This window comes from Rhodoferax sp. (genome assembly GCF_044236835.1).
GTDB lineage: Bacteria > Pseudomonadota > Gammaproteobacteria > Burkholderiales > Burkholderiaceae_C > Allorhodoferax.
Map to the genome: position 1 here is coordinate 88,745 of NZ_JBIIGC010000012.1, position 24,334 is coordinate 113,078.

28 protein-coding genes are annotated in these 24,334 nt (G+C 60.6%); 21 read left to right on the forward strand and 7 right to left on the reverse strand.

The window, feature by feature from the left end:
• Nucleotides 1–29: 29 nt before the first annotated feature.
• The 5 genes from ACILRC_RS10050 to fliE all read right to left on the reverse strand — a co-directional run bounded on the left by ACILRC_RS10050 (nt 30) and on the right by fliE (nt 3,465).
• The gene (locus ACILRC_RS10050; protein WP_395669231.1) at nt 30–710 is read right to left on the reverse strand and encodes a glycosyltransferase; all 681 of its coding nucleotides are present in this window, start codon (nt 708–710) and stop codon (nt 30–32) included.
• Entirely contained in the window at nt 707–1,198 is a 492-nt protein-coding gene (locus ACILRC_RS10055) for a GNAT family N-acetyltransferase (protein WP_395669232.1), read from the reverse strand. Before ACILRC_RS10055 ends, ACILRC_RS10050 begins: the two co-directional genes overlap by 4 nt.
• Nucleotides 1,173–1,916, reverse strand: coding sequence for a hypothetical protein (locus ACILRC_RS10060; RefSeq protein WP_395669233.1), 744 nt, complete (start codon nt 1,914–1,916; stop codon nt 1,173–1,175). Before ACILRC_RS10060 ends, ACILRC_RS10055 begins: the two co-directional genes overlap by 26 nt.
• Before the next feature lie 4 nt (nt 1,917–1,920).
• Complete coding sequence (locus tag ACILRC_RS10065) at nt 1,921–3,063, reverse strand: DegT/DnrJ/EryC1/StrS family aminotransferase (protein ID WP_395669234.1); 1,143 nt, start codon at nt 3,061–3,063, stop codon at nt 1,921–1,923.
• A gap of 84 nt (nt 3,064–3,147) precedes the next feature.
• Nucleotides 3,148–3,465: a flagellar hook-basal body complex protein FliE gene (gene fliE, locus ACILRC_RS10070; protein ID WP_395669235.1), complete on the reverse strand. Its 318-nt coding sequence runs from the start codon at nt 3,463–3,465 to the stop codon at nt 3,148–3,150.
• 192 nt (nt 3,466–3,657) lie between these two features.
• Here fliE and ACILRC_RS10075 point away from each other — a divergent pair, with 192 nt between their 5' ends.
• The 14 genes from ACILRC_RS10075 (at nt 3,658) to fliR (ending at nt 15,835) form a co-directional block, all read left to right on the forward strand.
• A complete protein-coding gene (locus ACILRC_RS10075) occupies nt 3,658–4,923 on the forward strand; it encodes an RCC1 domain-containing protein (RefSeq protein WP_395669236.1) in 1,266 nt (421 codons plus the stop codon).
• 131 nt (nt 4,924–5,054) lie between these two features.
• Nucleotides 5,055–6,731, forward strand: coding sequence for a flagellar basal-body MS-ring/collar protein FliF (gene fliF / locus ACILRC_RS10080; protein ID WP_395669237.1), 1,677 nt, complete (start codon nt 5,055–5,057; stop codon nt 6,729–6,731).
• Nucleotides 6,732–6,752: 21 nt separating this feature from the next.
• Nucleotides 6,753–7,754 (forward strand): flagellar motor switch protein FliG, encoded by a 1,002-nt coding sequence (gene fliG, locus ACILRC_RS10085; protein WP_395669238.1) that lies wholly within the window; start codon nt 6,753–6,755, stop codon nt 7,752–7,754.
• A complete protein-coding gene (locus ACILRC_RS10090; protein WP_395669239.1) occupies nt 7,754–8,452 on the forward strand; it encodes a FliH/SctL family protein in 699 nt (232 codons plus the stop codon). Before fliG ends, ACILRC_RS10090 begins: the two co-directional genes overlap by 1 nt.
• Nucleotides 8,442–9,860 carry a flagellar protein export ATPase FliI gene (gene fliI, locus ACILRC_RS10095; protein WP_395669257.1) on the forward strand — a complete coding sequence of 473 codons (1,419 nt, stop codon included), beginning with the start codon at nt 8,442–8,444 and terminating at the stop codon, nt 9,858–9,860. Before ACILRC_RS10090 ends, fliI begins: the two co-directional genes overlap by 11 nt.
• A complete protein-coding gene (locus tag ACILRC_RS10100) occupies nt 9,853–10,311 on the forward strand; it encodes a flagellar export protein FliJ (protein ID WP_395669240.1) in 459 nt (152 codons plus the stop codon). Before fliI ends, ACILRC_RS10100 begins: the two co-directional genes overlap by 8 nt.
• 20 nt (nt 10,312–10,331) lie before the next feature.
• A complete protein-coding gene (locus tag ACILRC_RS10105) occupies nt 10,332–11,567 on the forward strand; it encodes a flagellar hook-length control protein FliK (RefSeq protein WP_395669241.1) in 1,236 nt (411 codons plus the stop codon).
• Nucleotides 11,568–11,678: 111 nt separating this feature from the next.
• Nucleotides 11,679–12,248, forward strand: a complete 570-nt coding sequence (gene fliL / locus ACILRC_RS10110; protein ID WP_395669242.1) for a flagellar basal body-associated protein FliL — start codon at nt 11,679–11,681, stop codon at nt 12,246–12,248.
• A gap of 23 nt (nt 12,249–12,271) precedes the next feature.
• Nucleotides 12,272–13,276, forward strand: coding sequence for a flagellar motor switch protein FliM (fliM, locus tag ACILRC_RS10115; RefSeq protein ID WP_395669243.1), 1,005 nt, complete (start codon nt 12,272–12,274; stop codon nt 13,274–13,276).
• Complete coding sequence (gene fliN / locus ACILRC_RS10120; protein WP_395669244.1) at nt 13,266–13,694, forward strand: flagellar motor switch protein FliN; 429 nt, start codon at nt 13,266–13,268, stop codon at nt 13,692–13,694. Before fliM ends, fliN begins: the two co-directional genes overlap by 11 nt.
• Nucleotides 13,695–13,703: 9 nt before the next feature.
• Nucleotides 13,704–14,021 (forward strand): FliO/MopB family protein, encoded by a 318-nt coding sequence (locus ACILRC_RS10125; protein ID WP_395669245.1) that lies wholly within the window; start codon nt 13,704–13,706, stop codon nt 14,019–14,021.
• The gene (gene fliP, locus ACILRC_RS10130) at nt 14,018–14,755 is read left to right on the forward strand and encodes a flagellar type III secretion system pore protein FliP (RefSeq protein ID WP_395669246.1); all 738 of its coding nucleotides are present in this window, start codon (nt 14,018–14,020) and stop codon (nt 14,753–14,755) included. Before ACILRC_RS10125 ends, fliP begins: the two co-directional genes overlap by 4 nt.
• Nucleotides 14,756–14,782: 27 nt before the next feature.
• Nucleotides 14,783–15,052 carry a flagellar biosynthesis protein FliQ gene (gene fliQ / locus ACILRC_RS10135; RefSeq protein ID WP_395669247.1) on the forward strand — a complete coding sequence of 90 codons (270 nt, stop codon included), beginning with the start codon at nt 14,783–14,785 and terminating at the stop codon, nt 15,050–15,052.
• A gap of 15 nt (nt 15,053–15,067) precedes the next feature.
• Nucleotides 15,068–15,835 (forward strand): flagellar biosynthetic protein FliR, encoded by a 768-nt coding sequence (gene fliR / locus ACILRC_RS10140; protein WP_395669248.1) that lies wholly within the window; start codon nt 15,068–15,070, stop codon nt 15,833–15,835.
• Between the two features lie 44 nt (nt 15,836–15,879).
• On the opposite strand, the gene ACILRC_RS10145 is transcribed toward fliR, so the two are convergent.
• Both ACILRC_RS10145 and ACILRC_RS10150 read right to left on the reverse strand, forming a co-directional pair.
• Nucleotides 15,880–16,509 (reverse strand): response regulator, encoded by a 630-nt coding sequence (locus ACILRC_RS10145; protein WP_395669249.1) that lies wholly within the window; start codon nt 16,507–16,509, stop codon nt 15,880–15,882.
• A complete protein-coding gene (locus tag ACILRC_RS10150) occupies nt 16,506–17,633 on the reverse strand; it encodes an ATP-binding protein (RefSeq protein ID WP_395669250.1) in 1,128 nt (375 codons plus the stop codon). Before ACILRC_RS10150 ends, ACILRC_RS10145 begins: the two co-directional genes overlap by 4 nt.
• A gap of 153 nt (nt 17,634–17,786) precedes the next feature.
• On the opposite strand from ACILRC_RS10150, the gene ACILRC_RS10155 reads away from it, so the two are divergent.
• The 7 genes from ACILRC_RS10155 to ACILRC_RS10185 all read left to right on the forward strand — a co-directional run bounded on the left by ACILRC_RS10155 (nt 17,787) and on the right by ACILRC_RS10185 (nt 24,106).
• Nucleotides 17,787–18,230, forward strand: a complete 444-nt coding sequence (locus ACILRC_RS10155; protein ID WP_395669251.1) for a hypothetical protein — start codon at nt 17,787–17,789, stop codon at nt 18,228–18,230.
• 42 nt (nt 18,231–18,272) lie between these two features.
• Complete coding sequence (locus tag ACILRC_RS10160; protein WP_395669252.1) at nt 18,273–18,635, forward strand: response regulator; 363 nt, start codon at nt 18,273–18,275, stop codon at nt 18,633–18,635.
• Between the two features lie 42 nt (nt 18,636–18,677).
• Nucleotides 18,678–20,849: a chemotaxis protein CheW gene (locus ACILRC_RS10165; RefSeq protein WP_395669253.1), complete on the forward strand. Its 2,172-nt coding sequence runs from the start codon at nt 18,678–18,680 to the stop codon at nt 20,847–20,849.
• Between the two features lie 11 nt (nt 20,850–20,860).
• Complete coding sequence (locus ACILRC_RS10170) at nt 20,861–21,349, forward strand: chemotaxis protein CheW (RefSeq protein WP_395669254.1); 489 nt, start codon at nt 20,861–20,863, stop codon at nt 21,347–21,349.
• 108 nt (nt 21,350–21,457) lie between these two features.
• Complete coding sequence (locus ACILRC_RS10175) at nt 21,458–22,270, forward strand: CheR family methyltransferase (protein WP_395669258.1); 813 nt, start codon at nt 21,458–21,460, stop codon at nt 22,268–22,270.
• 45 nt (nt 22,271–22,315) lie between these two features.
• Nucleotides 22,316–23,017 (forward strand): chemoreceptor glutamine deamidase CheD, encoded by a 702-nt coding sequence (cheD, locus tag ACILRC_RS10180; RefSeq protein WP_395669255.1) that lies wholly within the window; start codon nt 22,316–22,318, stop codon nt 23,015–23,017.
• Between the two features lie 9 nt (nt 23,018–23,026).
• Nucleotides 23,027–24,106, forward strand: a complete 1,080-nt coding sequence (locus tag ACILRC_RS10185; protein ID WP_395669256.1) for a chemotaxis response regulator protein-glutamate methylesterase — start codon at nt 23,027–23,029, stop codon at nt 24,104–24,106.
• Nucleotides 24,107–24,334 lie beyond the last annotated feature (228 nt).

Genomic DNA, 24,334 nt, shown 5'->3' on the forward strand with positions numbered 1-24,334 from the left:
AGCTGCAAGTAGTCGCCCCGCCGTCCCCACTACCCCCGCCACGCCCTCGCCCAAGGCCGCACTTCCGACAGCACAAAGTCCACCCAAACCGGCTCCAGTTCAAAGTTGCGGAAGTTGTCTACCGTGTTGCGAATGAAGTGGTAGTCGGCTTCATAAAGGGTGGTGGGCCAGTTAGCCAGCAGGTGCTGCTGGTTGGGCACCACAAACATGTGGCCACCAACGCGGGCCATGGCGATTTGGCCTACGGTGGCGGGTGACCACAGCGTGACCGGCTCGGCGGTGGGCCGGTTCTTGGAGCCAAACTGGTACACATGCATTTTGAAAAACAGTGGCCTGCCCGGGTGCTGCTGGCCGATGGTGGCGATGGCGTCGAATGCGCCGGGCATGTAGGCGTCGTCGTGGTCCAAAAACGAGAGGTAGTCGCCGGTGGCAAGCTGCATCAAGAGATTGCGCTGACGGTTGCCAAAGGTGCCGGTGAATGGCAACGTCACGATCTTGACCTGCTCGGGCCTGAGCTTGCGCAGGGCCACCCAGTAGTTCAAAAACGCCAGCACCCAGGGGCGCTCGCCGTCGATGCCGATCAGCAGTTCAAAGTCGGTGGCGCCAGCGTGCAGCACCGAGTCCAGCGAGGTCAGCAGAAACGGGTGGGGAAAGCCCTCGGTGTCGGCGGGAGGCAAGCCGCAAATGGGGTAGATGACCGAGACCTTCATGCTGCAGCCTGGTAGACCATGCGCACATAGGCGTGTACACCCAGCTGGCCGTCGATCTCGCGGGTGAAAAACTTCACTGGCGTGGAATGGTCGTGCACGAAGCCCGACTTGAGGTAGGTCCGCACCGCGTAGTGGTTGTCCAAAAACACCCACAGGTCCAGGGCCGGAGCCAGCTGCCGGCCCTGTGCCACGATGTGCTGAAACACCGGTGTGGCCAGGCCCTGTCCGCGAAAGGCGCTGAACAAATCCAGGCCCACGGTGCACAGCTGCGCGCCGTCCGAAAGCGTCAGGCGGGCCAGCCCGATGTCCTCCGCGCCACGGCAAACGATGCGAAAACTTTGGGCGCCACCGGCCTCGAACCAGCGGCGCTGGCTGGCGGCGTCGATGGTGGTTTGCCGCTCCAGCCAGCGCTGGGTGAGTGGCTCGTTGCGGTGCGTGCGGATCTTCTCCAGATCCTGCGCTTCAACCGGCCTCAAGCAGATGTTCATGGTGCACTTTCCAATACTCGTAAGGCACGATCGGCGATGGCATGTCCGCGTGCCCATAGTGCTTGAGCGCCTTGATGTTCTGGTCGTAAAACAGCACGCGCGAGTAAGCCGAGGCGTCGGACATGAAGGCAATGCCGTGGGTTTCGCAGTAGGTCTCAATCGACTTGAGGTAGTACTTTTGGATGTGCTCGCCCGCGTGGTAGTGCGACAGGCCACCGGTCTCCAGCAGAAACACAGTGCCGGTGGAGGCCAGCACATTGCGCGCCACCCCGCCGTGCAGCAAGCCGTTGGAGACCGCCGCGTGGCGCACCGGATCGTCAAACAGCAGCTGGCACACGTAGGCATGGCGGGCGTCGCGGTAGAAGGGGTCCATGAACTGGGGCGAGACGATGCAGTAGTCGTCCTCCATCAGGAAGTAGTCGCCGAAGTAGTCGTCGCGCAACAGCGACTGGGTGACCGCGTAGTCCCAGCCGCCATAAGAAAAACCACCGTTCTCGCGGAACAGCATTTCCACCAGCGGGTTGCGCGCGGCCTGCTCCAAAAGTGGCTGCATGCGCTCGGCATCGAAGCTGCCGCTGACCACCATCATCACCTTATCGACCGCAGGTGCGCGCAGCGCCTCCATGATCTTGAGTTGCGCTTCCAGCAGGGCGTAGCCGCAGGCACCCGAGCGCCGAGCGCCCAGGTAGCTGGCCACCACAATGCGCAAACCCGCCATCAGCTCACCAGCCGGAGTTGATCAGGGCGCAGATGCGATCCACATCGGCCAGACTCACCTTGGTGTGCAGGGGCAGCACCAGGTAGTTGTCGTCCACGCTGTCCATGTGGGGGAAGTGGCCGTTCTCTTTGAACACCGAGTAGCGGTCGTTGCGGTAGTGCGTCTGGCCGGACTCGATGCCCGCATCGCGCAGCTTCTTTTGCAGCTCCAGACGGCGGTCCACGAAGATGGTAAACAGCCAGGCCGCATGCACCTTGCGGCTGTCATTGTCCATGGCAATGCGCACATTCGGGTTGCCCTGCAAACCTTCGACGTATCGCCGAAACAGGTCTTGCCGGTGCTTGAGCGTGGCCGGGAATTCTTCCAGCCCGGCCAGCCCGATGGCAGCGCCGATGTCGGTCATCTGGTACTTGTAGCCCACCTCGGTGATGTCGTTTTCCCAGACGCCTTTTTGCTTGTCCTCGCGGTTGATGCCAAACCAGCGCAAGCGCTTGGACTTGTTGGCCAGGCTGTTGTCTTTGAAGCTCAGCATGCCGCCGTCGCCGGTGGTCAGGTGCTTGATGGCCTGGAAGCTGTACATGGTGAACTCGGAGACGGTGCCGATGTACTGGCCCTTGTACTGTGCGCCCAGCGCATGGGCGGCGTCTTCGATGACGGGTACGCCGTACTCGCGCGCAATGGCGTGGATCTCGTCCATATCGCAAGGCAGGCCACCGTAGTGGACAACCACAATCGCCTTGGTCTTGGACGTCATCTTGCGACGGATGTCTTCGACGTTGATGTTCATGGTGGCCGGGTCGATGTCGGCAAAAACCGGCTTGGCGCCGATGTACAGAAGCGGAATGTTGGTCGCGGTGCAGGTAAACACCGGTACCACCACCTCGTCGCCGGGCTGGATGTCGGCTAGCAAATAGGCCAGGTGCAACGCATCGGTGCCCGAGCCCACCGCAATCGAGGTGCCCTCAATGCCAAACATGGTGTTGAAGTCGCGCTCAAACTTGTCGACCTTGGGGCCTTGGCCGATCCAGCGGGTTTTGAGGGTGTCGGTCACGTACTCGATGGCGCGTGCCGGCATATGCGGGTGGAACAGCACCACGCCCTCGCTGGTGTCCATGATGGGAAGGTCGTTCTTGGGATCGGACTTCATAGATTTCCTTGACATTAATCTGGGTCAACTTCCGGGCTGTTTGGCCCATAAAAAATGCGCCGAAAAGGCGCGCGTGAATGGGTCCTACACCTGCATATTCATGATATCAGTGTAGGCCTGCACCATGCGGTTGCGCACATGCAGCGTGGCTTGGAATCCGATCTGTGCTTTTTGTATCGCGACCATGGTTTCTTCCAGGCTGACCTGGGGGTTTTCCATCTGCACTTCGCGCTGCAAACGGCTTGACTCCATTTGCGCTGAACTGACCGACCGCAAGGCGCCTTGGAGGGCGCCGGCAAACCCACCTTCGGCTGCGTTGACCGCGGCACCACCCGCAGCGCGGCCTGCGCTGAGGGGGCGAATTGAGGTGGGCATGGCCACCGGGGTGAGCTTGAGATCCATCGCATCGTTCCTTGTAACTGCGTGGCGGCAATCCTAGGGAGCGTGCGGCGAAATATAAAGCGCAAGTACGAGGGAAAAAGCCGTCTTATCCAAGGCCTGGTGCTGCGCTTTACCCAAATAATGCTTCGCAGCTTGCGCCGACGCCGATGTGCTGATGGCCTCCAATTTTTCATTTGTTGTTTGCTGCCCACCATGCTTTCGCTCCCTGACACGTCACTCAACCGCCGCGCCCTGCTCGCTCTGCTGGCGGGCGGCTTGGGTGGCTGCGGCGGCGGTGGCGCGGCCTCCGGCAGCTCGGGTTCGGGCGGCTCCGGTGGCACGACGCCTACGCCGCAGGGGGTAGGAACGGTGGCGGCTATTGTTGCGGGCAGCCACCAGTCGGTGGCCTTGCGGCCTGCAGCGGTCGCGCCTGCAACCCCCACCTACAGCGCGCTGATGTCTGGCGACAACACCTGGGGACAACTGGGAAGCGGCACGCTAAACACCCCCCAATCCACCATGACCGCACTGGCCTTGACAGGCACGCCTGCGCCCACGTGGCGCGCCGTGGCAGCAGGGGGATTTCACACTTTGGCGATCCGTTCGGATGGCACCTTGTGGGCCTGGGGCCTGAACCTCAATGGCCAACTGGGGTTGGGCAGCAGCGTTGGCACCTACCGGATGGTGCCTACCCAAGTTGGGACAGCCAAAGACTGGCTGGCGATTGCCGCGGGCGAGGCGCATTCGCTGGCACTGGGTGGCACGACTACGGTGCAGTCGATTTTCAGCTGGGGCCAAAACACGGCGGGCCAGCTCGGCTCGGGCAACACCCTCAGCCGCAGCACGCCCACCAAGCTGACCGCCACCGCCAGCTTCAAAGCTCCGTGGATCGCGCTGGCGGCCAACCGCAGTTACAGCATGGCCTTGCAGTCCGACAACGTGCTGTTTTCCTGGGGTGACGACCTCGATGGCCAGCTGGGCCAACTCGGCTCCACCACGCCCTTGGTGCCCACCGCAGTGGCCTTGTCGGGTCAGCCTGTGATTGCGGTGTCGGCAGGCGAAGCGCATGTGCTGGCGATCGCCGCCGACAAAACCTTGCTGACCTGGGGCAACAACGCGGCTGGGCAGCTGGGTCAGGGCAACCTCATCAGCGTGAACCGACCCACCCAACTCGGCACCGATGCCGATTGGTTTGCTGTGTCTGCCGGTGGCAGCCACAGCCTGGCCATCAAGCTTGACCGCACGCTGTGGGCCTGGGGCGCCAACAACGACGGCCAGCTGGGTGACGGCAGCACCACGGGGTCCTTGGTGCCGATTCAGGTGGGCACCAACACGACCTGGGTGGCAGTCGCCGCAGGGCGCTCGCACTCTTTGGCGATCGACATCGACGGCCGCCTGTGGGTGTGGGGGCGCAATGCCGAGGGCCAGTTGGGCAGTGCGGCCGGCAGCGCGGTGCTCACCCCCAGGGTGCTGGCCTGAGGCCGCAGTAGCACAAAGTTTTTCATAAGACCGGTAAAAGCGGCGCTTATCGCCCTAATGTTTGACAGGCCGGGTCGAATAATCGGTTTGCGTCGTGAGGCCATTGGTGCCGCACCCCACTGGAAACCAAGATGTCAGCCACTGTCACCATCCCTGTGAACCCCACCCTTGGCCAACGCTTTGCGGCGATGGACCGAAGCCAGCGCCTCAAGCTCGCCCTGGGCGTGGTGCTGTTCGTTGCGATTGGCATCGCAGGTCTGGTCATGGGACGCCAGGCCGACTGGCGGGTGCTGTACTCCAGCCTGCCCGACAAAGACGGTGGCGCGGTGATTGCACAGCTCACCACGATGAATGTGCCTTACAAGTACACCGAAGGCGGCGGCGCGATTTTGGTGCCCGCCGACCGGGTGCACGATGTGCGCCTCAAACTCGCCTCACTGGGCCTGCCCAAGGGCTCGGTCAATGGCTTCGAGATGATGGAGTCCAACCGCTTTGGCATGACGCAGTTCCAGGAGCGTTTGACTTTCCAGCGTGGGCTGGAGGGCGAACTCACACGCTCCATCCAGTCGATTGCATCGGTGGCCAACGCGCGCATCCACTTGGCATTGCCTAACCAAAATGGCTTTTTCCGGGAACAGCAAAAACCGTCCGCCTCGGTGCTGCTCTCGCTGCACCCTGGACGCTCGCTAGACAAGGCTCAGATTGCGGGCATCGTCCACTTGGTGGCCTCCAGTGTGCCGGAGATGCCACCTACCGCGGTGAGTGTGCTCGATGACACGGGCAAGCTGCTGTCGGCCCCGCCGGACGGTAGCGCGCCCAACGGTGACGCCGAGCAACTGCAGTATGTGCAGCAAGTCGAGCAGCTCTACAGCCGACGCATCCTTGACATCCTCGAGCCCCTGGTGGGCAAAGACAATGTGCGCGCGCAGGTGACCGCCGAGCTCGATTTTTCGCAAACCGAGTCCACCACCGAATCCCACACCCCCAACCAAGCGGCCGATGCTGGCGCAGTGCGCAGCCAGCAACTGGTGGAGAGCACCAATGGCGTTACCGCAGCGCCCACCGGCATTCCAGGCGCCACCAGCAACCAGCCACCTGCGCAGCCTGCCGCGCCCATCAATGGACAGGGCCAGACTGTTGCGGCAGTGGGGCAGGCCAATGCTGCCAACAGCAGCTCCAAGAAGGAATCCATCATTAACTACGAGGTGGACAAAACCGTGCGGGTGGTGCGCGGAGCCACCGGCGTGGTCAAGCGGGTGAACGCGGCTGTGGTGGTGAACCACCGCAGCGTGACCGATGCCAAAGGCGTGACCACCAGTGTGCCTTTGACCGACGCCGAGATCGAAAAGATGACCGCTTTGGTGCGTGAGACCGTGGGCTTCAACCAGGACCGCGGCGACTCGGTCAACCTGATGAATGCGCCCTTTGCAGCAGAAAAGGTGAGCAACGAGGAGATTCCGCTGTGGCGCCAGGCCGATGTATTGGATACGGTGCGCAGCCTGGCCTGGCCCTTGGGCATGCTGGTGCTGGCGGCGATGGTGTTCTTTGGTGTGATCCGCCCGGCTCTGCGTGCTTTGGCGCAGCCGCAACCCTCGTCCACCGCGCTGACCGATGCGCAGCGCGGCGCACAGCTTGACGCGTTGGAGGCAGAAGAGCCCGAACGCCCGCAACTGACCGGACCGGGTGCCGTGCCGCAAGCCACGGAAGCCGAGTTGCGTCTGGAAGATGCCCGCAAGCTCACGCGTGACAATCCCGCAGCCGTCGCTAACATTGTCAAAACGTGGATGAACGGAGAGGCGGCGGCGTAACAGCGGCTCGCATCAGCACCTATGGCAAATGAAGACGGACTCACTGACGCGGCGATTCTGATGATGTCTCTGGGCGAAGCCGAGGCGTCTGAAGTGTTCAAGCACCTTTCGCCCAAAGAGGTGCAAAAGCTCGGCGAGGCGATTGCCAAGACGTCCCAGATCACCAAGGAGCGAGTGGACGACGTGGTCTACAAGTTCACCGGTGTGGCGGCTTCGCAAAGCCTGCTGGTGTCCAACTCGGGCGACTATGTGCGCTCGGTGCTTAAACGCGCACTGGGGGACGATAAGGCGGCCTTGCTGATCGACCGCATCCTGCAAGGCGGCGACGTGTCTGGCATTGAGAGCCTCAAATGGATGGACCCGCTGTCGGTGGCCGAGTTGCTGCGCAACGAACACCCGCAAATCGTGGCGGCCATTCTGGTGCACCTGGAATACGACCAGGCGGCCGATGTACTCAAGAATTTGACGGAGCGCCAACGCAACGAAGTGATGCTGCGCGTGGCCACCATGGAGGGCATCCAGCCGACTGCGCTCAAAGACCTCAATGAAGTGCTGTTCAAGGTGCTGGCTGGTGGTGACAAAATCCGCAAGGCCTCGCTGGGTGGCGTGAAGACGGCGGCCGAAATGATCAACCTGATGGGCACCGCCATCGAGGGCACGGTGATCGAGTCCATCCGCAGCCACGATGCGGACTTGGCGCAGAAGATCATGGACAAGATGTTTGTGTTCGACGACCTCACCAAGCTTGACGACAAAGCGATTCAGATGGTGCTCAAGGAGGTGTCGACGGACGTGCTCATCGTCGCACTCAAGGGCGCGCAGCCTGAGCTCAAGGACAAAATTCTGGCCAACATGTCCACCCGTGCGGCGGCCAGCCTCAAGGAAGATTTGGAATCGCGTGGCCCCATGCGCTTGTCCGAGGTCGAGGCGCAGCAGAAGGAAATTCTCAAGACGGTGCGTCGGCTTGCCGACGAGGGCCAGATCGTTATCGGCGGCGGGGGTGGCGACGACGCCATGATCTGATGTCGCGCAACCCATCCCACTTCATTCCCTCGGACCAGGTCGGCAAGGTGTCCGACTGGACCTTTTCTGCGGTAGACCAAGTGTCGGTCAAGTTTGCAGCCAAGCTCAAGGCGCAGGCCGAGGCCGAAGAAAAGTCCAAAAGCGACGCCGCCCACCAAGCCGGTTATGCGTTGGGGTACACCGAGGGCTTTGCCCAGGGCCACGCGCAGGCCACCTTGGAGGGCCAGCGCCACATTTCAGACTACATCGCCACGCAGGGGCAAGACGCTGCAGCCAAGTTTTTGCGGCGCTTTGCCACCGCCAGCGACCAGTTGCAAGCCGCGGAACAAGACCTGGCGCAGGGCGTATTGGAGTTGGCCTGCGAGCTGTCGCGCCAGGTGCTGCGCCACGAGCTGGCCACCAACCCCAATGCGCTGTTGCCGGTGGTGCGCGAGGCGCTGGGTTTGTTGGCATCGGACAGCAAGGCGGCAGCGGTGCGCCTCAACCCGGTGGACCTGGAGGTGGTCTCCCAGGTTTTGCAGGCGGAGTTCCCCCACCTGGGCTTGCGAGTGATGGGCGATGCCGCGGTGCAGCCTGGCGGCTGTTTGGTGGAATCTGCCGGGACCGTGGTCGACGGCACAGTGGAGCGCCGTTGGCAACGTGCTGTGGCCAGTTTGGGGCTGGAGTCTGCCTGGGAACCTGACCATGATGGAAATTGACAGCCCGGTGGCGGCGCCGGACTGGCCCCGCTTTTTTGACGCAGCGCGCCAGCGTGTGCAGCGTGGTGCGGACTTGGAGGTGCGCGGCACCTTGACCCGTTTGGCCGGTTTGGTGCTGGAAGCCAGCGGCATTCGGGTGCCTGTGGGTTCGCAGTGCGTGGTGCGATCGGCGCAGCGCGAGCCGGTGCTGGCCGAAGTGGTCGGCTTCGCGGGGGACCGCGCTTTTCTGATGCCTGCTGGCGATGTGCAGGGCCTTGCAAGCGGTGCCAGCGTGGCGCGTGCACCCGCCTATGTACCGGTGCCACGCTTACGCGACACATCGCACGCCGATGTCCACAGCGACACCGGTGTGCTGCTGCTGCCACTGGGCAATGGGCTGCTTGGCCGCGTGGTGGACCCGCAAGGCGTGCCGCTGGACCGCATGGGGCCCATCCCCGACGTGCAGGCCAAGCCGCTGGATCGCAAACCCATCAATGCGATGGACCGCGACCCGATTCGTCAGCCACTGGACACCGGTGTGCGCGCCATCAACGCCTTGCTCACGGTGGGCCGCGGCCAGCGCATCGGTTTGTTTGCCGGTTCGGGCGTGGGCAAGAGCGTGCTGCTGGGGATGATGGCGCGCTACACCCAGGCCGATGTGATCGTGGTCGGACTCATCGGCGAGCGTGGCCGTGAAGTGAAGGAATTCATTGAAGACATTTTGGGCGCTGAGGGACGCGCCCGTTCGGTGGTGGTGGCTGCACCCGCCGATGCGCCGCCCATGCTGCGCATGCAAGGTGCAGCCTATGCAACTGCCATTGCCGAGAGTTTTCGCGACCAGGGCCAGCACGTGTTGCTGCTGATGGATTCGCTGACCCGCTATGCGATGGCACAGCGCGAGATCGCACTGGCCATTGGCGAGCCGCCCGCGACCAAAGGCTACCCGCCCTCCTGCTTTGCCAAGTTGCCGCAGCTTGTGGAGCGCAGTGGCAACGGGCTCCACGGTGTGGGTTCGATCACCGCGTTTTACACCGTGCTGTCCGAAGGCGACGACCAGCAAGACCCGATTGCCGATGCGGCGCGCGCCATCTTGGACGGCCACATCGTGCTCTCCCGCACCCTTGCCGAGGCTGGACATTACCCTGCCATTGACGTCGAGCAGTCGGCCTCGCGGGTGATGCACAACGTGGTGTCAAGGGAGCATTTTGAGTTGGCACGGCGCTTTCGCGCGGTTTACTCCAAATACGAAAAGGGCCGGGACCTGGTGCAAATCGGCGCCTATGCGGCGGGCTCGGACCCGGCGCTGGATGAGGCCATTGCATTGCACCCGGGTATGCACCAGTTCTTGCAGCAGGACATGTTCGAGGCAGCTCCGATGCAGGGTGTGCTGGAGCAGTTGGACCGCGTGACGGCGACCGTCCATGGCTAAGCTGCACGCGATTGAACTTGCCATCACGCTGGCAACCCGCCAGCGTGATGCCTTGGCGCAAAAGTACGCACAGGCGCAGCGCAACTGCGACTTGGCGCGTACCCAACTGGCCCAGCTGCAAGGCTATTCCCAAGAAACCGACGAACGCTGGATTGGAGCGCAAGCCACGCCACGCTCGGCGGAACTGATTCGCCACCACTACCAGTTTTCCGACCGTCTGCTGCAGGCCGCCCAGATGCAGCAGGGTGTGATTGCCAATCTGGAGCGCCAGCGCGGGCAGGCGCACCAGCATCTGTTGCAAGCGGAGTTCAAACTGGCGGGCTTGCAGCAGGTCCTCAAAGCCCGACATGCGTTGCTGCAGCGGGCAATGCAGCGCAGCGAACAACGCGCAAGCGATGAATTTGCCGCGATGCGCCATCAACATCAGCCGGCGCAAACGCCGTTGTGCTAACACCTACCGGAGAACTCACCATGGCCATCGAAGTAGCACCCAAAGCACCAGCGGCGCCAAAAGCTGGCGCGACGCCGGACGCACGTGCCAGCAAGGGCCCGGGCAAGCCAGAAGCAGGCGGCAGCGTAGGGGGCGGATTCATGGCGATTTTGGCGAGCCTCGGCGAGCCAGCGCCAGAGCCACCCGTCACAGCAAGCTTGGCAGACGCCTCCGCGCAGGCCGACCTGCCCACCCCTGCTCTTGTCGACCCAGATGCCACCCTGAACGCGGGCGCCTCATCGGACTTAGCGTCCCTACCAATGGGTGCCGTGGTCGATCCGTCTGCGCCACCTGCCACTGCTGCGAGCGTGGCCAGCACCCTGCTGACCACACCATTGAACGCTCCCCTAGCGCCGCAGCTCGCTGCGCCTGTAAATGTGCCGATTGCTGCACCGGTTGCTGCGGCCTTTTCCTCAGTCGCAACGGCTGCCTCCAACGACGCTGACGGACGATTGCAAGCATCGCGTTCGGATGCGGTTGAGGCAAGTCCGCTTGGGCCGCGCAGCAAGGCTGGGCCAAGCGCATCCGCAAAGCCGCAGTCCAATACCACCACCACGGCGCTGCAGGCGACCACTGACCCAGAGGCACACGCCAGTCGACGTGCCCTGGACCCCCAGTGGTTCGTAGCCATGCAAGCGCAGCGCAGCCCACAGGTCCAGCCCGAGTCACCAGTTCCCGTGCCTAACTCGGTCGGACCTGAGAAGGGTGCTTCGGAGCGATACATCGCAAGCAAAGTCTCGAACGACGCGGCCGTTTTGCCCGCCAACTTCGAGGCAAGCCCCATCAGCCAAAACAGCGCAGCGGTGGGCGAGGCCACGACCCTTGCCCCCGCACAGCCAGAGACGGTGAAGTATTGGATGTCGCAGGACGTACAAAACGCAGAGCTCCAGGTAGATGGCTTGGGCGACGGCCCGGTGGAGGTGCGTATCAGCCTGCAGGGCAATGAGGCGCATGTGGCGTTTCACACCGATGAATTGGGTACCCAGATCTTGCTCCAAGGCGCTGGTGCGGACCTCAAGGAGTCCTTGCAGCGCGAAGGCGTGGTCTTGCTGGGTGTGTCGGTGGGCACGTCCGGCTCCCAGGATGGCCAAGGCGGTGAACGCAAGCCGCGTCAGAATGTGAAAATCGGACAGGTTGTCGCGGCCCAAAGCTCGCCAATCCAGGCCGCCGGACGGACTACCAGTGGGGTGCCAGGGTCGGTCGACTTGTTTGTGTGAAGGGGCAGGACACCCAAGACCCAAGAAAGGGTGCTTTATTCCCCCTTTACTGGTTATAAACCCGGCTGGTCAGGCCAATAATTGGCCTCAACTTTTACGCAAGGAACTACCGTGGCTGATCAACCCGACGCTGCCGAGGGCAAGAAGGCGCCGTTCAAGACCAAGAAGCTGCTGGTCATCGTAGGTGCATTGGTACTGGTGCTGGCCGTGGCAGCGGGCGGAGCGTTCTACTTTTTGAAGCAGCGTGCTGCAGCCGGTGACGAGGGCGAAGAAGAGGCGCCTGCCACCGCCCATATTCCTGACAAACCGCCGGTGTACATGCCCTTGGACAACATGGTGGTGAACCTGGCCGATCCGGGTGGAGAGCGGGTTGCACAGCTGGGCATCACTTTGGTGGTGGCTGACGAAAAGGCTGGCGCTGCAGTTCGTTCCTTTTTGCCGACCATTCGCAGTGGTGTCTTGATGCTGGTGTCGCAGCGGACTTCTGAGGAGCTGCTGACGGGAGAGGGCAAGGAAAAGCTGGCCAAAGACATCTTGCGCGAGGCCTCGCTCCCATTTGGTGGGGGGGGCGACGAGTCCGAGGACGAAGTGGCATCGGACGCCGGCAAAAAGAAGAAGAAAAAACCGGCCACTACCTATCCGGTAACGCAGGTGCTGTTTTCCAGTTTGATCATTCAATAGCAGTACATCGGAAACGTTAAGCCATGAGTGAATCCTTTCTCTCGCAAGAAGAAGTCGACGCGCTTCTGGAGGGGGTCACTGGCGAGAGCCAGAAGTCCGTCGAGGAGATTCCCGAGCACGGCGAGGTGCGGCCTTACAACATCTCCAGCCAGGAGCGCATCGTGCGCGGGCGCATGCCCACGATGGAGATCGTCAACGAGCGGTTTGCGCGCAACCTGCGTCTGGGCCTGTTCAACTTCATCCGCCGCAGCCCGGAGGTCTCAGTAGGCCCGGTGACGGCGCAGCGCTACAGCGCTTTTTTGCGCGAGCTGGCGGTGCCTACCAACTTCAACATCGTCGCCATTCGTCCACTGCGCGGCAGCGGCTTGGTGGTGTGCGAGCCATCCTTGGTGTTTGGTGTGATCGACACGCTGTATGGCGGCATTGGCAAGTTCCAGACCCGCATTGAGGGGCGCGATTTTTCAGCTACCGAACAACGCGTTATCAACCGCTTGGTTGATGTGATCACCGACGAATACAAGAAGGCTTGGAAGGGCATTTATCCGCTGGAGCTGGAGTACCAGCGCTCTGAAATGCAACCCCAGTTTGCCACCATTGCTACGCCCAGCGAGATCGTGATTTCAACCTCGTTCCACCTGGAGATTGGCGATATTGCGGGTGCCATCCATTTTTGCTTCCCCTACTCGACCCTGGAGCCGATTCGTGATGTGTTGTACTCCACGACGCAGGGTGATTCGATGGAAGTGGACCGCCGTTGGGTCAATGTGTTGACCCGCGAAATTCAGGCGGCCGAGGTCACCATCGTGGCCGAGCTGGCCAAGGCCGATGCCACCGTGGAGCAACTCATGGCGCTCAAAAAGGGTGACTTCATTGAGCTCGAACGTGAGCCCCGCATCCAGGCCAAGGTGGATGGAGTGCCTTTGTTTGAATGCAATTACGGCACCCACAATGCCAAGTACGCAATCCGGATCGAGAAGTCCTTGCGCGTCAACGATCTGAACTGGATGGGAGAAAGAAATGGCATCTGAAGACAAACCCGACAGCGGCGCCGACGACGGCATGGCCGATTGGGCCGAGGCGCTGCTGGAGCAAAAGGCATCGGACGGTGCCAGCGATACCAACCCCGGCGGTGTGCTCACCGGCGAAGCGCCCCGGCCCTTCGTCAACGCCGACGGCACCACCGCAGACATCAATATGGTGCTCGACATTCCGGTGCAGCTTTCGGTGGAGTTGGGCCGCACCAAAGTGCCGATCAAGCACATCTTGCAACTCGGGCAAGGTTCGGTGGTAGAGCTGGATGCTTTGGCGGGCGAACCGATGGACGTCTTGGTTAACGGTTACCTCATCGCCCAGGGCGAGGTGGTGGTGGTCAACGACAAGTTCGGCATCCGGTTGACCGATGTGGTGACGCCGTCTGAGCGGCTGCGCCGGGTTAGCCGCAACTAGTGCTTGCGCATGACGCAGTCCCTGATCACGGTCGTTGTCTTTGTGGTGCTGTTGGCCTGCCTGCCATGGGCGGTCTCCAAGCTAAAAAGTCGCTACGGTCTGACCCAACTTGGCCCAACACAGCAGTCCCGCGTGCTCTCGGCCTTGGCGGTGGGGCCACACCAAAAGGTGGTCACCGTCGAAGTCGGGCCCGATCATGCGCGGGTGGTTCTGGTGCTGGGCGTGACGCCGCAGTCGGTGCGCTTGTTGCACACGCTGCCGACCGCCAGCGCGACGCCAACCCTGGTCCAAGCTGCCAATTCCCCTGCGGGCAGGGTGGAGCCATGAAGCGCATCGTGCTGGCTTTGTGCCTGCTGCTGTGCCACGGCATGGCGCTGGCGCAAAACCAAGGCCAGTTGCCTTTGCTGGTGGGCACCGGCGCGGGTGGCACCAGTTACTCGGTGCCCATCCAAACGCTGCTGTTCTTTACCGCGCTGTCGTTTTTGCCAGCGGTGCTCTTGATGATGACCGGCTTCACCCGGATCGTGATCGTGCTGTCTTTGCTGCGGCAAGCCTTGGGTACGCAGTCCTCGCCGCCCAACCAAGTGATCGTGGGCTTGTCCTTGTTCCTTACGTTGTTCATCATGGGCCCGACCTTGGACAAGGTTTACCAAGATGCCTACCTGCCCTACACCACCAACGCAATCACCTTTGACCAGGCTTTGCAGCGGGGCGAGGCGCCGATGCGCTCCTTTATGTCCAAGCAAACCCGGCAGTCGGACTTTGCCCTGTTCGCCAAGCTCGCCAAGTTGCCGCCTCAAACCACGGTGGAAACTGCGCCGATGCGGGTGTTGGTTCCGGCGTTCGTGATCAGTGAGTTGAAGTCCGCGTTCCAGATTGGCTTCATGATCTTTATTCCTTTTTTGGTGATCGACATCGTCGTCGCCAGCATCCTGATGTCGCTTGGCATGATGATGCTGTCGCCGGTGTTGGTGGCCTTGCCCTTCAAGCTCATGCTTTTTGTTTTGGCGGATGGCTGGAACCTGCTGGTGGGCTCGCTGGCTGCCAGTTTTGTGACCTGATGCACGCAGAGTGAACCGGGTACCACCATGAATTCTCAGATGGTCTTGACCATGGGCCAAGAAGCGCTGTTGATGCTGCTGATGGTCTCGGCTCCAGTGTTAGGTACTGCCTTGCTGGTTGGCTTGCTGGTGAGCTTGTTCCAAGCAGTGACCCAGATTCACGAAGCAACCTTGGCCTTTGTGCCCAAGCTGATCGCGGTGGTGGCGGTGTTCGCCGTAGTAGGCCCCTGGATGCTGACCATGTTGGTGGAGTACATCCGGCGCATGATCGAAGCCATTCCTGGGTCGGTCGTCTAGCGGCGCAGCACGGGCGTGGTCACCTTTTCCGAGGCCGAGCTGGCGCAGTGGCTGTCACCTTTTTTTTGGTCTTTTTTGCGCGTGTTGGCGGTGTTCACCGCAGCGCCCGTGTTTTCTTCACGGGCCTTTCCTGTGCGCGCTCGCGTGGCCTTGGCTTTTTTGGTGGCGCTGGCCTCCCAGGCCAGCCTTCCAGCGGCGCCTGTCATCGGCTTTAACGATCCTGGCGCGCTGGGCGCGGTGTTGCAGCAAGTGGGTGTGGGGCTGGCAATAGGGTTTGCGGTGCGCGTCGTGTTTGCGGCGGTGGAGCTGGCCGGTGAAGTAATCGGGTTCCAAATGGGTTTGAACTTTGCCGCATTTTTTGACCCGGCCATGAACGGGCAATCCAGCGCGGTGGCCCGCTTCTTTAGCCACATCACGTCATTGCTGTTTGTGGTGATGAACGGCCACCTGATGGTGCTGATGGCGGTGAACCGAAGTTTTGAAGCGTTCCCGGTAGACCAGAATTTTTTGCAGGCGCTGTCGCAGATGAAGCTGCACACCTTGGGGACCGAACTGTTTGCCAGTGCTCTGTGGATCGCACTTCCGATGGTGGGCTTGCTGATGTTTACCAACCTGGCGTTGGGGGTGGTCTCGCGGGTGGCGCCTCAGATGAATATCTTCGCGGTGGGATTCCCGATCACGCTGGTGGTTGGCTTGCTCGGTATCGCCCTGACCTTGCCGATGTTGGACCAGCCCTTTATTGCGCTGATGGGCCGAGTGATCGACATTTTTGGAGGCGTTTGAATGCTCCCAAGGGCGCGTCGGCCCGCCGTTGGGAGCGTTGCAGCTTATACCAAGCCGTTACGGATGGCGTACACCGTGAGCTCGGCGTTGTTACTGAGCTTGAGCTTCTCGAGGAGGCGCGCGCGGTACACGCTGACGGTTTTGGGACTGAGCATCAGTTCTTCTGCGATGGTGGAGAGCTTGCGTCCCGACGCAATCTTCAGCAGGGTCTGCAACTCGCGCTCGGAGAGGCTGGCGTGTAGGTTGTCAGAGCTGGGCTCAGACAGGTGGCTCACCAGCATGTCAGAGACCGCTGGTGTGACATACCTGCGACCAGTGGCGAGGGCGCGCACCGCTTCGACCAGTTGGTTGGGGTCTCCTGCTTTGTTGAGGTAACCGTGGGCTCCGGCGCGCAGGCAGCGGATGGCGTACTGGTCTTCAGCAAACATCGACACCACCAGCACCCGCACCTTCGAATCCGCCTCTTTCAAACTCGACAACACTTCTAAGCCACTGCGGCCGGGAAGATTGATGTCCAGGATCAGCACATCGCAGGGGGTGTTGCGCAGGGCCTCTCGCACCTCTGCGTAGCTGCTTGCTTCGCCGGTGACTTGGATGTCCACCGCCTCGCAGAGCGTGTCCCGGATGCCGCGGCGCACCATGGCATGGTCGTCGCAAAGAATGACTTTGATCACCGAAAGTCTGCCTCTAAAGTGCCTGGCTCGTCCGAGGCCAGCGGAATGGAAAGGATCACCGTGGTGCCCTGGCCTGTGCCGCTGATGATGTCCATCCAACCGCCCACCACCTTGGCGCGCTCTTTGAGCCCGCGAATGCCATAGGCGCTGGATTTTTGCAGCGCGTCATTGTCAATTCCCCGTCCGTTGTCGGAAACCTCCAGCGTCAGAACACCTTCTGCATCGGAGAGTTCGATTCTGACCGCGCTGCATTCTGCATATTTGGAAATGTTGGTCAATGCTTCCTGGGCGGTGCGGTAGGCGGTGAGCTCGACCGCTTTGGACGCTTGCAGGCGGTCGTGGTTGGTGCTAAAACTGGTGCGCACCCCGGTGCGACGCTGAAAGCCCTGTGCAAGCCATTCGATGGCCGGCACCAGGCCCTGGTCAAGTATGGCTGGGCGCAAGTTCATCATGATGCGCTGGCTGGCGCCGATGGCGTGCTGCAGCATGTCGCCAGCCGAGGCCAGGTGGGATTGCACCGGCTCGGTCAATGGTTGTCGAGCTACCCATGACAGGTCGAGCTTGACGGCGGCCAAAGAGCCTCCGATGTCGTCATGGATTTCCCGTGCGATGGCGGCACGTTCGTTCTCGATGGCATTTTGCAAGTGCTGGGCAAACTGCGCCAGCCGTTGCTCAGACTGCGCCAGCTCCAGCGCCGCTCGGGCCTGGGCTGCTTTGGCCTCTACAACAGCGATGGCGCGGTCGATGACGCGGCGCAGGTTGCGCACATCGTCCTTGGGCAGGTAATCGCTGATGCCAAGCTGGATCGCGGCCACTGCGGCTGATTCCCCAATTGCGCCCGAAAGAAGGATAAATGGCGGGCAATGCTCCATGTCTTGCAACGCATGCCACGCGTCCAGCGCGGTAAACCCAGGCAGGCGGTAGTCGGCAACGATGACATGAAACTTTCGAGTGCGGGTTTGCTCTTGGAAATCCTCCAGTGCATCGACCCGCATGATCGAGAAGGGTCTTGGGTCCTTTTGCAAAGCACGGACAACCAGCTGATGGTCCACCTCGGAATCCTCAAGGTGCAGGATGTGCAGATGCTTGTCGGTTTCGTCGGGATGCACTGGCGCAAAGGACATGGCCGTGGATTATGTCGCGTTCGCGCAGAGCGACGCTTGCCCCAGGTTTCCCGGGCCAGTACTTTCCTGATAACCTCGGGTTAGATGAATGGAACAGCAAAAAATGGTTCGCCGACGGCTTGTTTTGCATGGCATTGATTGGGAGTTGTGGTGATGGAGTCATCTATGACAACGCCGGATTCGCCTTCTGTCCAAATGCCGGTGATGTTGGTTGCAGAAGTGCAAGACTCCTTGCTCGTGGTCGTGCACGACCTCAGCAGGTTGGATGGCTTGCTTGCACACACTATGGAAAAGCTGATGGAGCGCTTTACTTTCGCCAGCGCCAACCTGGCCCATCCGTCGTTAATGGAGTCCCAAGAGCTTGAACAGGTTCGCAGCGCTCTGCGCTCGGCGGTTACGGAGCTGCAGTTTCAAGACATGGCCTCCCAACTCATTAGCCACACTTCCAAGATCTTGCAGGGTTGCGCCTACCGACTCGCGTCTGAATCCATGGGGTCGGAAGACGGCGAAGCTGTTCCGTTTGTGGAAGAAGTCCCAGAACGCCCGAACCCGGTGACCCAAGACGAGATGGACGCAGGTTCTGTCGAGCTTTTCTAATTCACCAGACCCTATCCACCAGACCGATCCGCGGAGCCCTAGATGCCTGTAATTCTCGCAGTTGACGACTCGCCATCCATGCGCAAGATGGTGTCCTTCACCCTCACCGGTGCAGGCTACCAGGTGGTGGAGGCGGTCGATGGCCAAGATGCCTTCGAGAAGGCACAAAGCCAAACCTTTGATTTGGTGCTCACCGACCAAAACATGCCCCGCCTTGACGGCTTGGGCCTGACGCGCAAACTGCGCGACCACCCCCAGTTCAAAACTACCCCGATACTGATGCTGACCACCGAATCGAGCGACCTCATGAAGCAAGCTGGCCGCTCAGCAGGCGCTACGGGATGGTTGGTCAAACCCTTCGATCCTGCCAAGCTGCTCGAAGTGATCAAAAAAGTGATCCGCTGATCACTTGCATTAAGACCTATCCAAAAATTCCAGGAGCACGCAATGGCAGAAACACACCATGACAGCAGCGGTGCCGATTTCGACCTCAGTCAGTTCTATCAGATCTTTTTTGAGGAGGCGGGAGAAAACCTGGACCAGATGGAGCAGATGCTGCTCAATCTCCAGCCAGACAGCGCGGACGATGAGGAGCTCAACGGTATTTTTCGCTGCGCCCACTCGGTGAAAGGCGGCGCAGCAACCTTTGGGTTCTCGGACGTCGCAGAGTTGACGCACCAGATGGAGTCACTGTTGGATCGCTTGCGCCGCCATGAACTGCAGCCCAATGCGGCCATGGTGGACGTACTGCTGGAGTCAGCCGATGCCTCACGCAGTTTGCTTGCGCGCCATCAGGCCGGCGGCGAGGGTCCAGCGATGGAAACTGGCGATCTGGTACGACGCATTGCGGCTCTTGCGGCAGGTGCCGCAGCGCCAGCCCCTGCGGTAGCAGCACCTTCGGTATCGGTCGCGCCGGCGGCGCCGCAATCGGTTGCCGCTCCTGCATCTGGGGCGGCCAACCCGGCTGCTGCGAAGCCGAGCGGCCAGCGCAAGCTACGCATCCAAGTGGGGCCGATGGAGCGGCCCCAGCAAGCCGATGCCATCGCGGAGTTGTTCCGTGACATACCCGGCTTGGGCTCGATCCAGACCTTGGTGGCGCCCCGCCAGGATTCGAGGTTGTTTGAAGTTGAGACCGCGTCGACTGATGAGGATTTGCTGGACCTGTTCGCATTCCACGTGTCCCGTGAGCACATCGCCATCACCGAGCTTGTGCCCACGGAAGTTCCCGGTGCGGCGCCACCTCAGACCTCAGTTGCAATAAGTGCCCCGGCGGCTTCGTCCGATAGCTCGGATTTCGGTTTTTTTGACGGCGCGCCAGGGGCGCCGGGTGGGCCGTCCGCACCGGTCGTGCCGCACGCTTTGGCAGACACTTTGGGCTCTTCTGCCGAGCCCACGCAGTCAACGCCGGCTAAGTCCGCAGGGAAGGCGGCGGCACAGCAGTCAGGCGCCCAACCGGAGGCGGCCACGATTCGTGTTGCGATCAGTAAAGTGGATCAGTTGATCAACCTGGTAGGAGAGCTGGTAATTACCCAGGCGATGTTGGCCCAGAACAGCCGAGCACTCGACCCTGCGTTGTACCAGCAGTTGCTCACTGGCTTAGCGGATCTGGACCGAAACACACGGGATTTGCAGGAGTCGGTCATGTCGATTCGCATGATCCCAATGTCTGTGGTGTTCAGCCGTTTCCCGCGCATGCTTCGGGATTTAGCAGGCAAGTTGGGCAAGAAGGTCGACTTCGTAACCCAGGGTGAAGCCACCGAACTCGACAAGGGTCTGGTGGAAAAGATCACCGACCCTTTAACGCACTTGGTGCGCAATAGCTGCGACCACGGAGTGGAAATGCCAGCAGAGCGCGTTGCCGCTGGCAAATCCGAGACTGGCACCATCACCCTGGCGGCTTCGCACCAAGGTGGTTCCATCGTGATCGAAGTGCGCGACGACGGTAGGGGCCTGTCACGCTCCAAGATTTTGAGCAAGGCTCGTGAGCGCGGTCTTGATGTGTCTGACGCGATGACAGATGCGGAAGTGTGGCAGCTGATATTCGCTCCCGGCTTTTCGACGGCAGCGGTGGTGACCGACGTGTCTGGCCGTGGGGTGGGAATGGATGTGGTCAAACGCAATATCACCGCACTCAACGGTACGGTGGAAATCGAATCGACTGAAGGCCGCGGTATGAAGGTATCGGTGCGCTTGCCGCTGACCTTGGCCATCATGGATGGCATGTCAGTAGGTGTGGGTAACGAGGTTTATATCTTGCCTTTGTCCTCGGTCGTGGAGTCTTTCCAAGTCAAGGCCGAGTCGGTCAACACCGTCGGGCAAGGTGCGCAGTTGGTCAAGGTGCGCGACGAATACATGCCGGTCATTGAACTCGAGAAGGTTTTTCAGGTGCCGCGCGTTGGCTTTGAGAAGGTCAGCGACATCATGGTCGTTGTGGAGGCCGATGGCAGCCGGGTGGTTTTGTTGGTTGACGAGTTGCTTGGACAGCAGCAGGTCGTGGTAAAGAACCTGGAGTCCAACTACCGCAAGGTGCCCAACGTGTCGGGCGCTACTATTTTGGGTGACGGTAAGGTCGCCCTCATTTTGGATACGGGTGCGTTGGTGCGCCGATCCAGGCACTAAAGGAGCACGGCATGGGTGCAATGGAAAAAGTGGAAGATCTGGCGACAACGGGTGCACGGGAGTACCTGACTTTTCGCTTGGACCAAGAGGAGTACGGAATCGATATCCTTAAGGTGCAAGAGATTCGTGGCTACGAGCCTCCGACTCGCGTAGCCAATGCGCCCAGCTTTCTCAAAGGTGTGGTCAATTTGCGTGGAACGATCGTTCCCATCGTGGATATGCGCCTTAAGTTCAATTGCGCCAAGGCGGAGTACGACTCGTTTACGGTCGTCATCATCTTGAACTTGCGCAGTCGAATTGTTGGAATCGTCGTCGACTCCGTCAGCGACGTGATGGAACTCCCCGCATCTGCATTGAAAGCGGCCCCCGATGTAGATAGCGTGATCGACAGCAGTGCTGTATTGGGCCTAGGTTCCTTGGGTGAACGCATGTTGATTTTGCTAGACATCGAGCAATTGATGTCCGCACCCGATATGGGGCTGGTGGGAGCTTCCGATTAGTGCCTTGACCGCGACCCTGCGGGTGCGTGCCTGGCGCCATGCCGCGGTTGCAGCGGAGCTACGCAATTGAGCTCTGGAAACGTTTTTGGCGCTGACGATGTGTCGGGCATGCAAGGCCGCGAGTTCGAGTGGACTGACGCTGATTTTGATCGCGTGCAGGCGCTGATTTACAAGCGCGCTGGTATCAATCTGCACGATGGCAAGCACGCTATGGTTTACAGCCGGCTGTCGCGCCGGCTGAGAGACACTGGGTACCAGAGCTTTCGCGATTACCTTAGTTGGTTGGAGTCAACGGACGGCGATGAGTGGCAAGAGTTCATCAATGCGTTGACAACAAATCTAACGTCCTTTTTCCGCGAGCGCCACCACTTCGAGGCATTCTCCAATTTGCTACGCGCCAAGCCGGGTCATTCGCATTGGCGTATTTGGTGTAGCGCCGCGTCTACTGGGGAGGAGCCTTACTCGATCGCTATGACTGCATCCGAAGCCCTGGGTTCCAAGGGCGACTTTTCGGTTTTGGCCAGCGATATCGACTCCAAAGTGCTCGCCACTGCTTCCAACGGGGTCTACAAAATGGAGGCGCTTAAGGGCTTGGACGCCACCCACATGCAGCGTTTTTTTCTTCGAGGTAAAGGCGGCAACAGTGGGCTGGCGCGCGTGAAGCCGGATTTGCGCCAGAAGGTGGAGTTTTTGATGGTCAACCTCATTCGAGATGATTGGCCTTTCAGGGAGCCCTTTGACGTAGTGTTCTGTCGCAACGTCATGATCTACTTCGATGCCAAAACCCAACGGCGGGTGTTGGAGGGCATCCACCGCGTCATGAAGCCCGGCGGCTTGTTGTTCGTCGGGCATGCAGAGAACTTCAGCGATGCGCGCGATCTCTTTCTCTTGAAAGGAAAAACCGTTTACGAGCGTTGCTAGGCCGCAGAAGCGGCAAGGCCACGTGGCAGTGTTCGGATAACCTTTATGACACCTGAGGCCAAGACTTCCGTAGGTTTTTCCCAACTGCCATCGGGCTCGTCCGGAGGTGCGCTGAGAACGGGTGGCCGTATCTCGCGCGTGGACCAGTTGCGCCGTCAACCGCGCAAGCCGGGCGAGGCTTCGTTTTTCTTTGCCGACCACCACTTTCAATACGATGCTGTCAAGGTGTTGCCGGGTGAGTACTTTGTGTCCACAGAGGAGCTGGTGATCATGACTGTTCTGGGTTCGTGCATCGCTGCCTGCCTGTGGGATTCGCGTGCGCGCGTCGGTGGCATGAACCACTTCATGTTGCCGGATGGCGATGGTGGAGAAGGGTCCGGGCGCTACGGATCGTACGCGATGGAGTTGCTTATCAATGAGATGTTGAAGCTGGGCGCACGACGGGAAACGATGCAGGCTAAGGTCTTCGGGGGCGGTCAGGTCATGGCAGGCTTTACGACCATGAATGTGGGGGAGCGCAACACAAAGTTCGTGCTTGAATACCTCTCCACCGAGCGGATTCCAATTGTGTCCCAAGATGTTCTAGACATTCATCCCCGCAAGGTTTGCTTCTTTCCTGAGACCGGTAAGGCGTTGGTCAAACGCCTGGCCCATTCGCATCCTGAAACGTTGGCAGTGGAGGAGCGCCGTGGAAACGCGGCGACGGTGGCAAAATCCACCGCGGGTGGCTCGGTCGATTTGTTTTGAGGCACAGTTTTGAAAAAGATCCGTGTAGTTGTCGTCGACGATTCTGCCTTGGTGCGCAGCCTCCTTGCTGACATCATCAACAGACAAGGTGACATGGAATGCGTCGGCACCGCCAACGACCCCCTCATCGCTAGGGAGATGATCCGCGAGCTCGATCCGGACGTGATCACGCTCGACATTGAAATGCCAAAGATGGATGGCATAGAGTTCTTGGGGCGGCTGATGCGCTTGCGTCCTATGCCAGTGGTCATGATCTCTACGCTGACTGAAAGGGGCGCTGAGGTCACGATGCGGGCGCTAGAGTTGGGAGCAGTGGATTTCGTCTCCAAGCCCCGCATAGGCCTCACTGATGGGATCAACGAGCTGGCGGGTCAAATTGTCGACAAAGTGCGTGTGGCCGCTGCGGCACACATCCGACGCAACGTGGTGCAGGTGGCCGCGTCTGTATCGGCGCCGGCTCTGCAGCCGGGATTGGGAACTTTCGCCGGTCGGGTGTCCACCGAAAAGCTCGTGTGCATTGGTGCTTCTACCGGCGGTACCGAAGCGGTTAAAGAGGTCTTGATGCGCCTGCCTGCGGACTCGCCAGGTGTCGTAATCACCCAGCACATGCCCGCCGGATTTACCACCAGTTTTGCGGCAAGGCTCAACGGGTTGTGTCAGATCACGGTACAAGAAGCAACCCATGGCAGCCGTATCCTGCCCGGGCATGCGTACATCGCTCCTGGCGGGAAACAGTTTTCAATAGAGCGAAGTGGCGCCAACTACGTTTGCGTGGTTCAAGCGGGAGAGCCAGTCAACCGCCACATGCCATCTGTCGAAGTGCTGTTCAAGTCGGCTGCCAGGTGTGTCGGGCGCAACGCCTACGGGATCATGCTCACTGGCATGGGCAACGACGGCGCAAAGGCTATGAAAGAAATGCGCGATGCTGGCAGCTACAACTATGTGCAAGACGAGGCTACTTGCGTCGTGTTCGGCATGCCTCGGGAAGCTATTCTTCACGGTGCTGCAGACGAAGTTCTCCCGCTAACCGCCATCACCCCGGCGTTGCTTGCGCGACTGGCCAGCGTAGGCGACAGGCACCGGGTTTGAGATTGCTGGGGCGGCTGCGAAAGGGACATCCTGGGTCGCTGTGTTCGGCGCTGCAACCCCGTGGTCGCTGCATGTCTTCTTGGTGCTGGTAAAAAAAGATGGACACCGTTGAAAAAACTGTGTCATAATGCAAGGCTTCGCTGATCGCAGCGTAGTTGATTGGGGCAGTAGCTGCTCTTAGATCCTTAAAAATTTACAGCCGATAAGCGTGGGCGTTTGAAGGTAGTT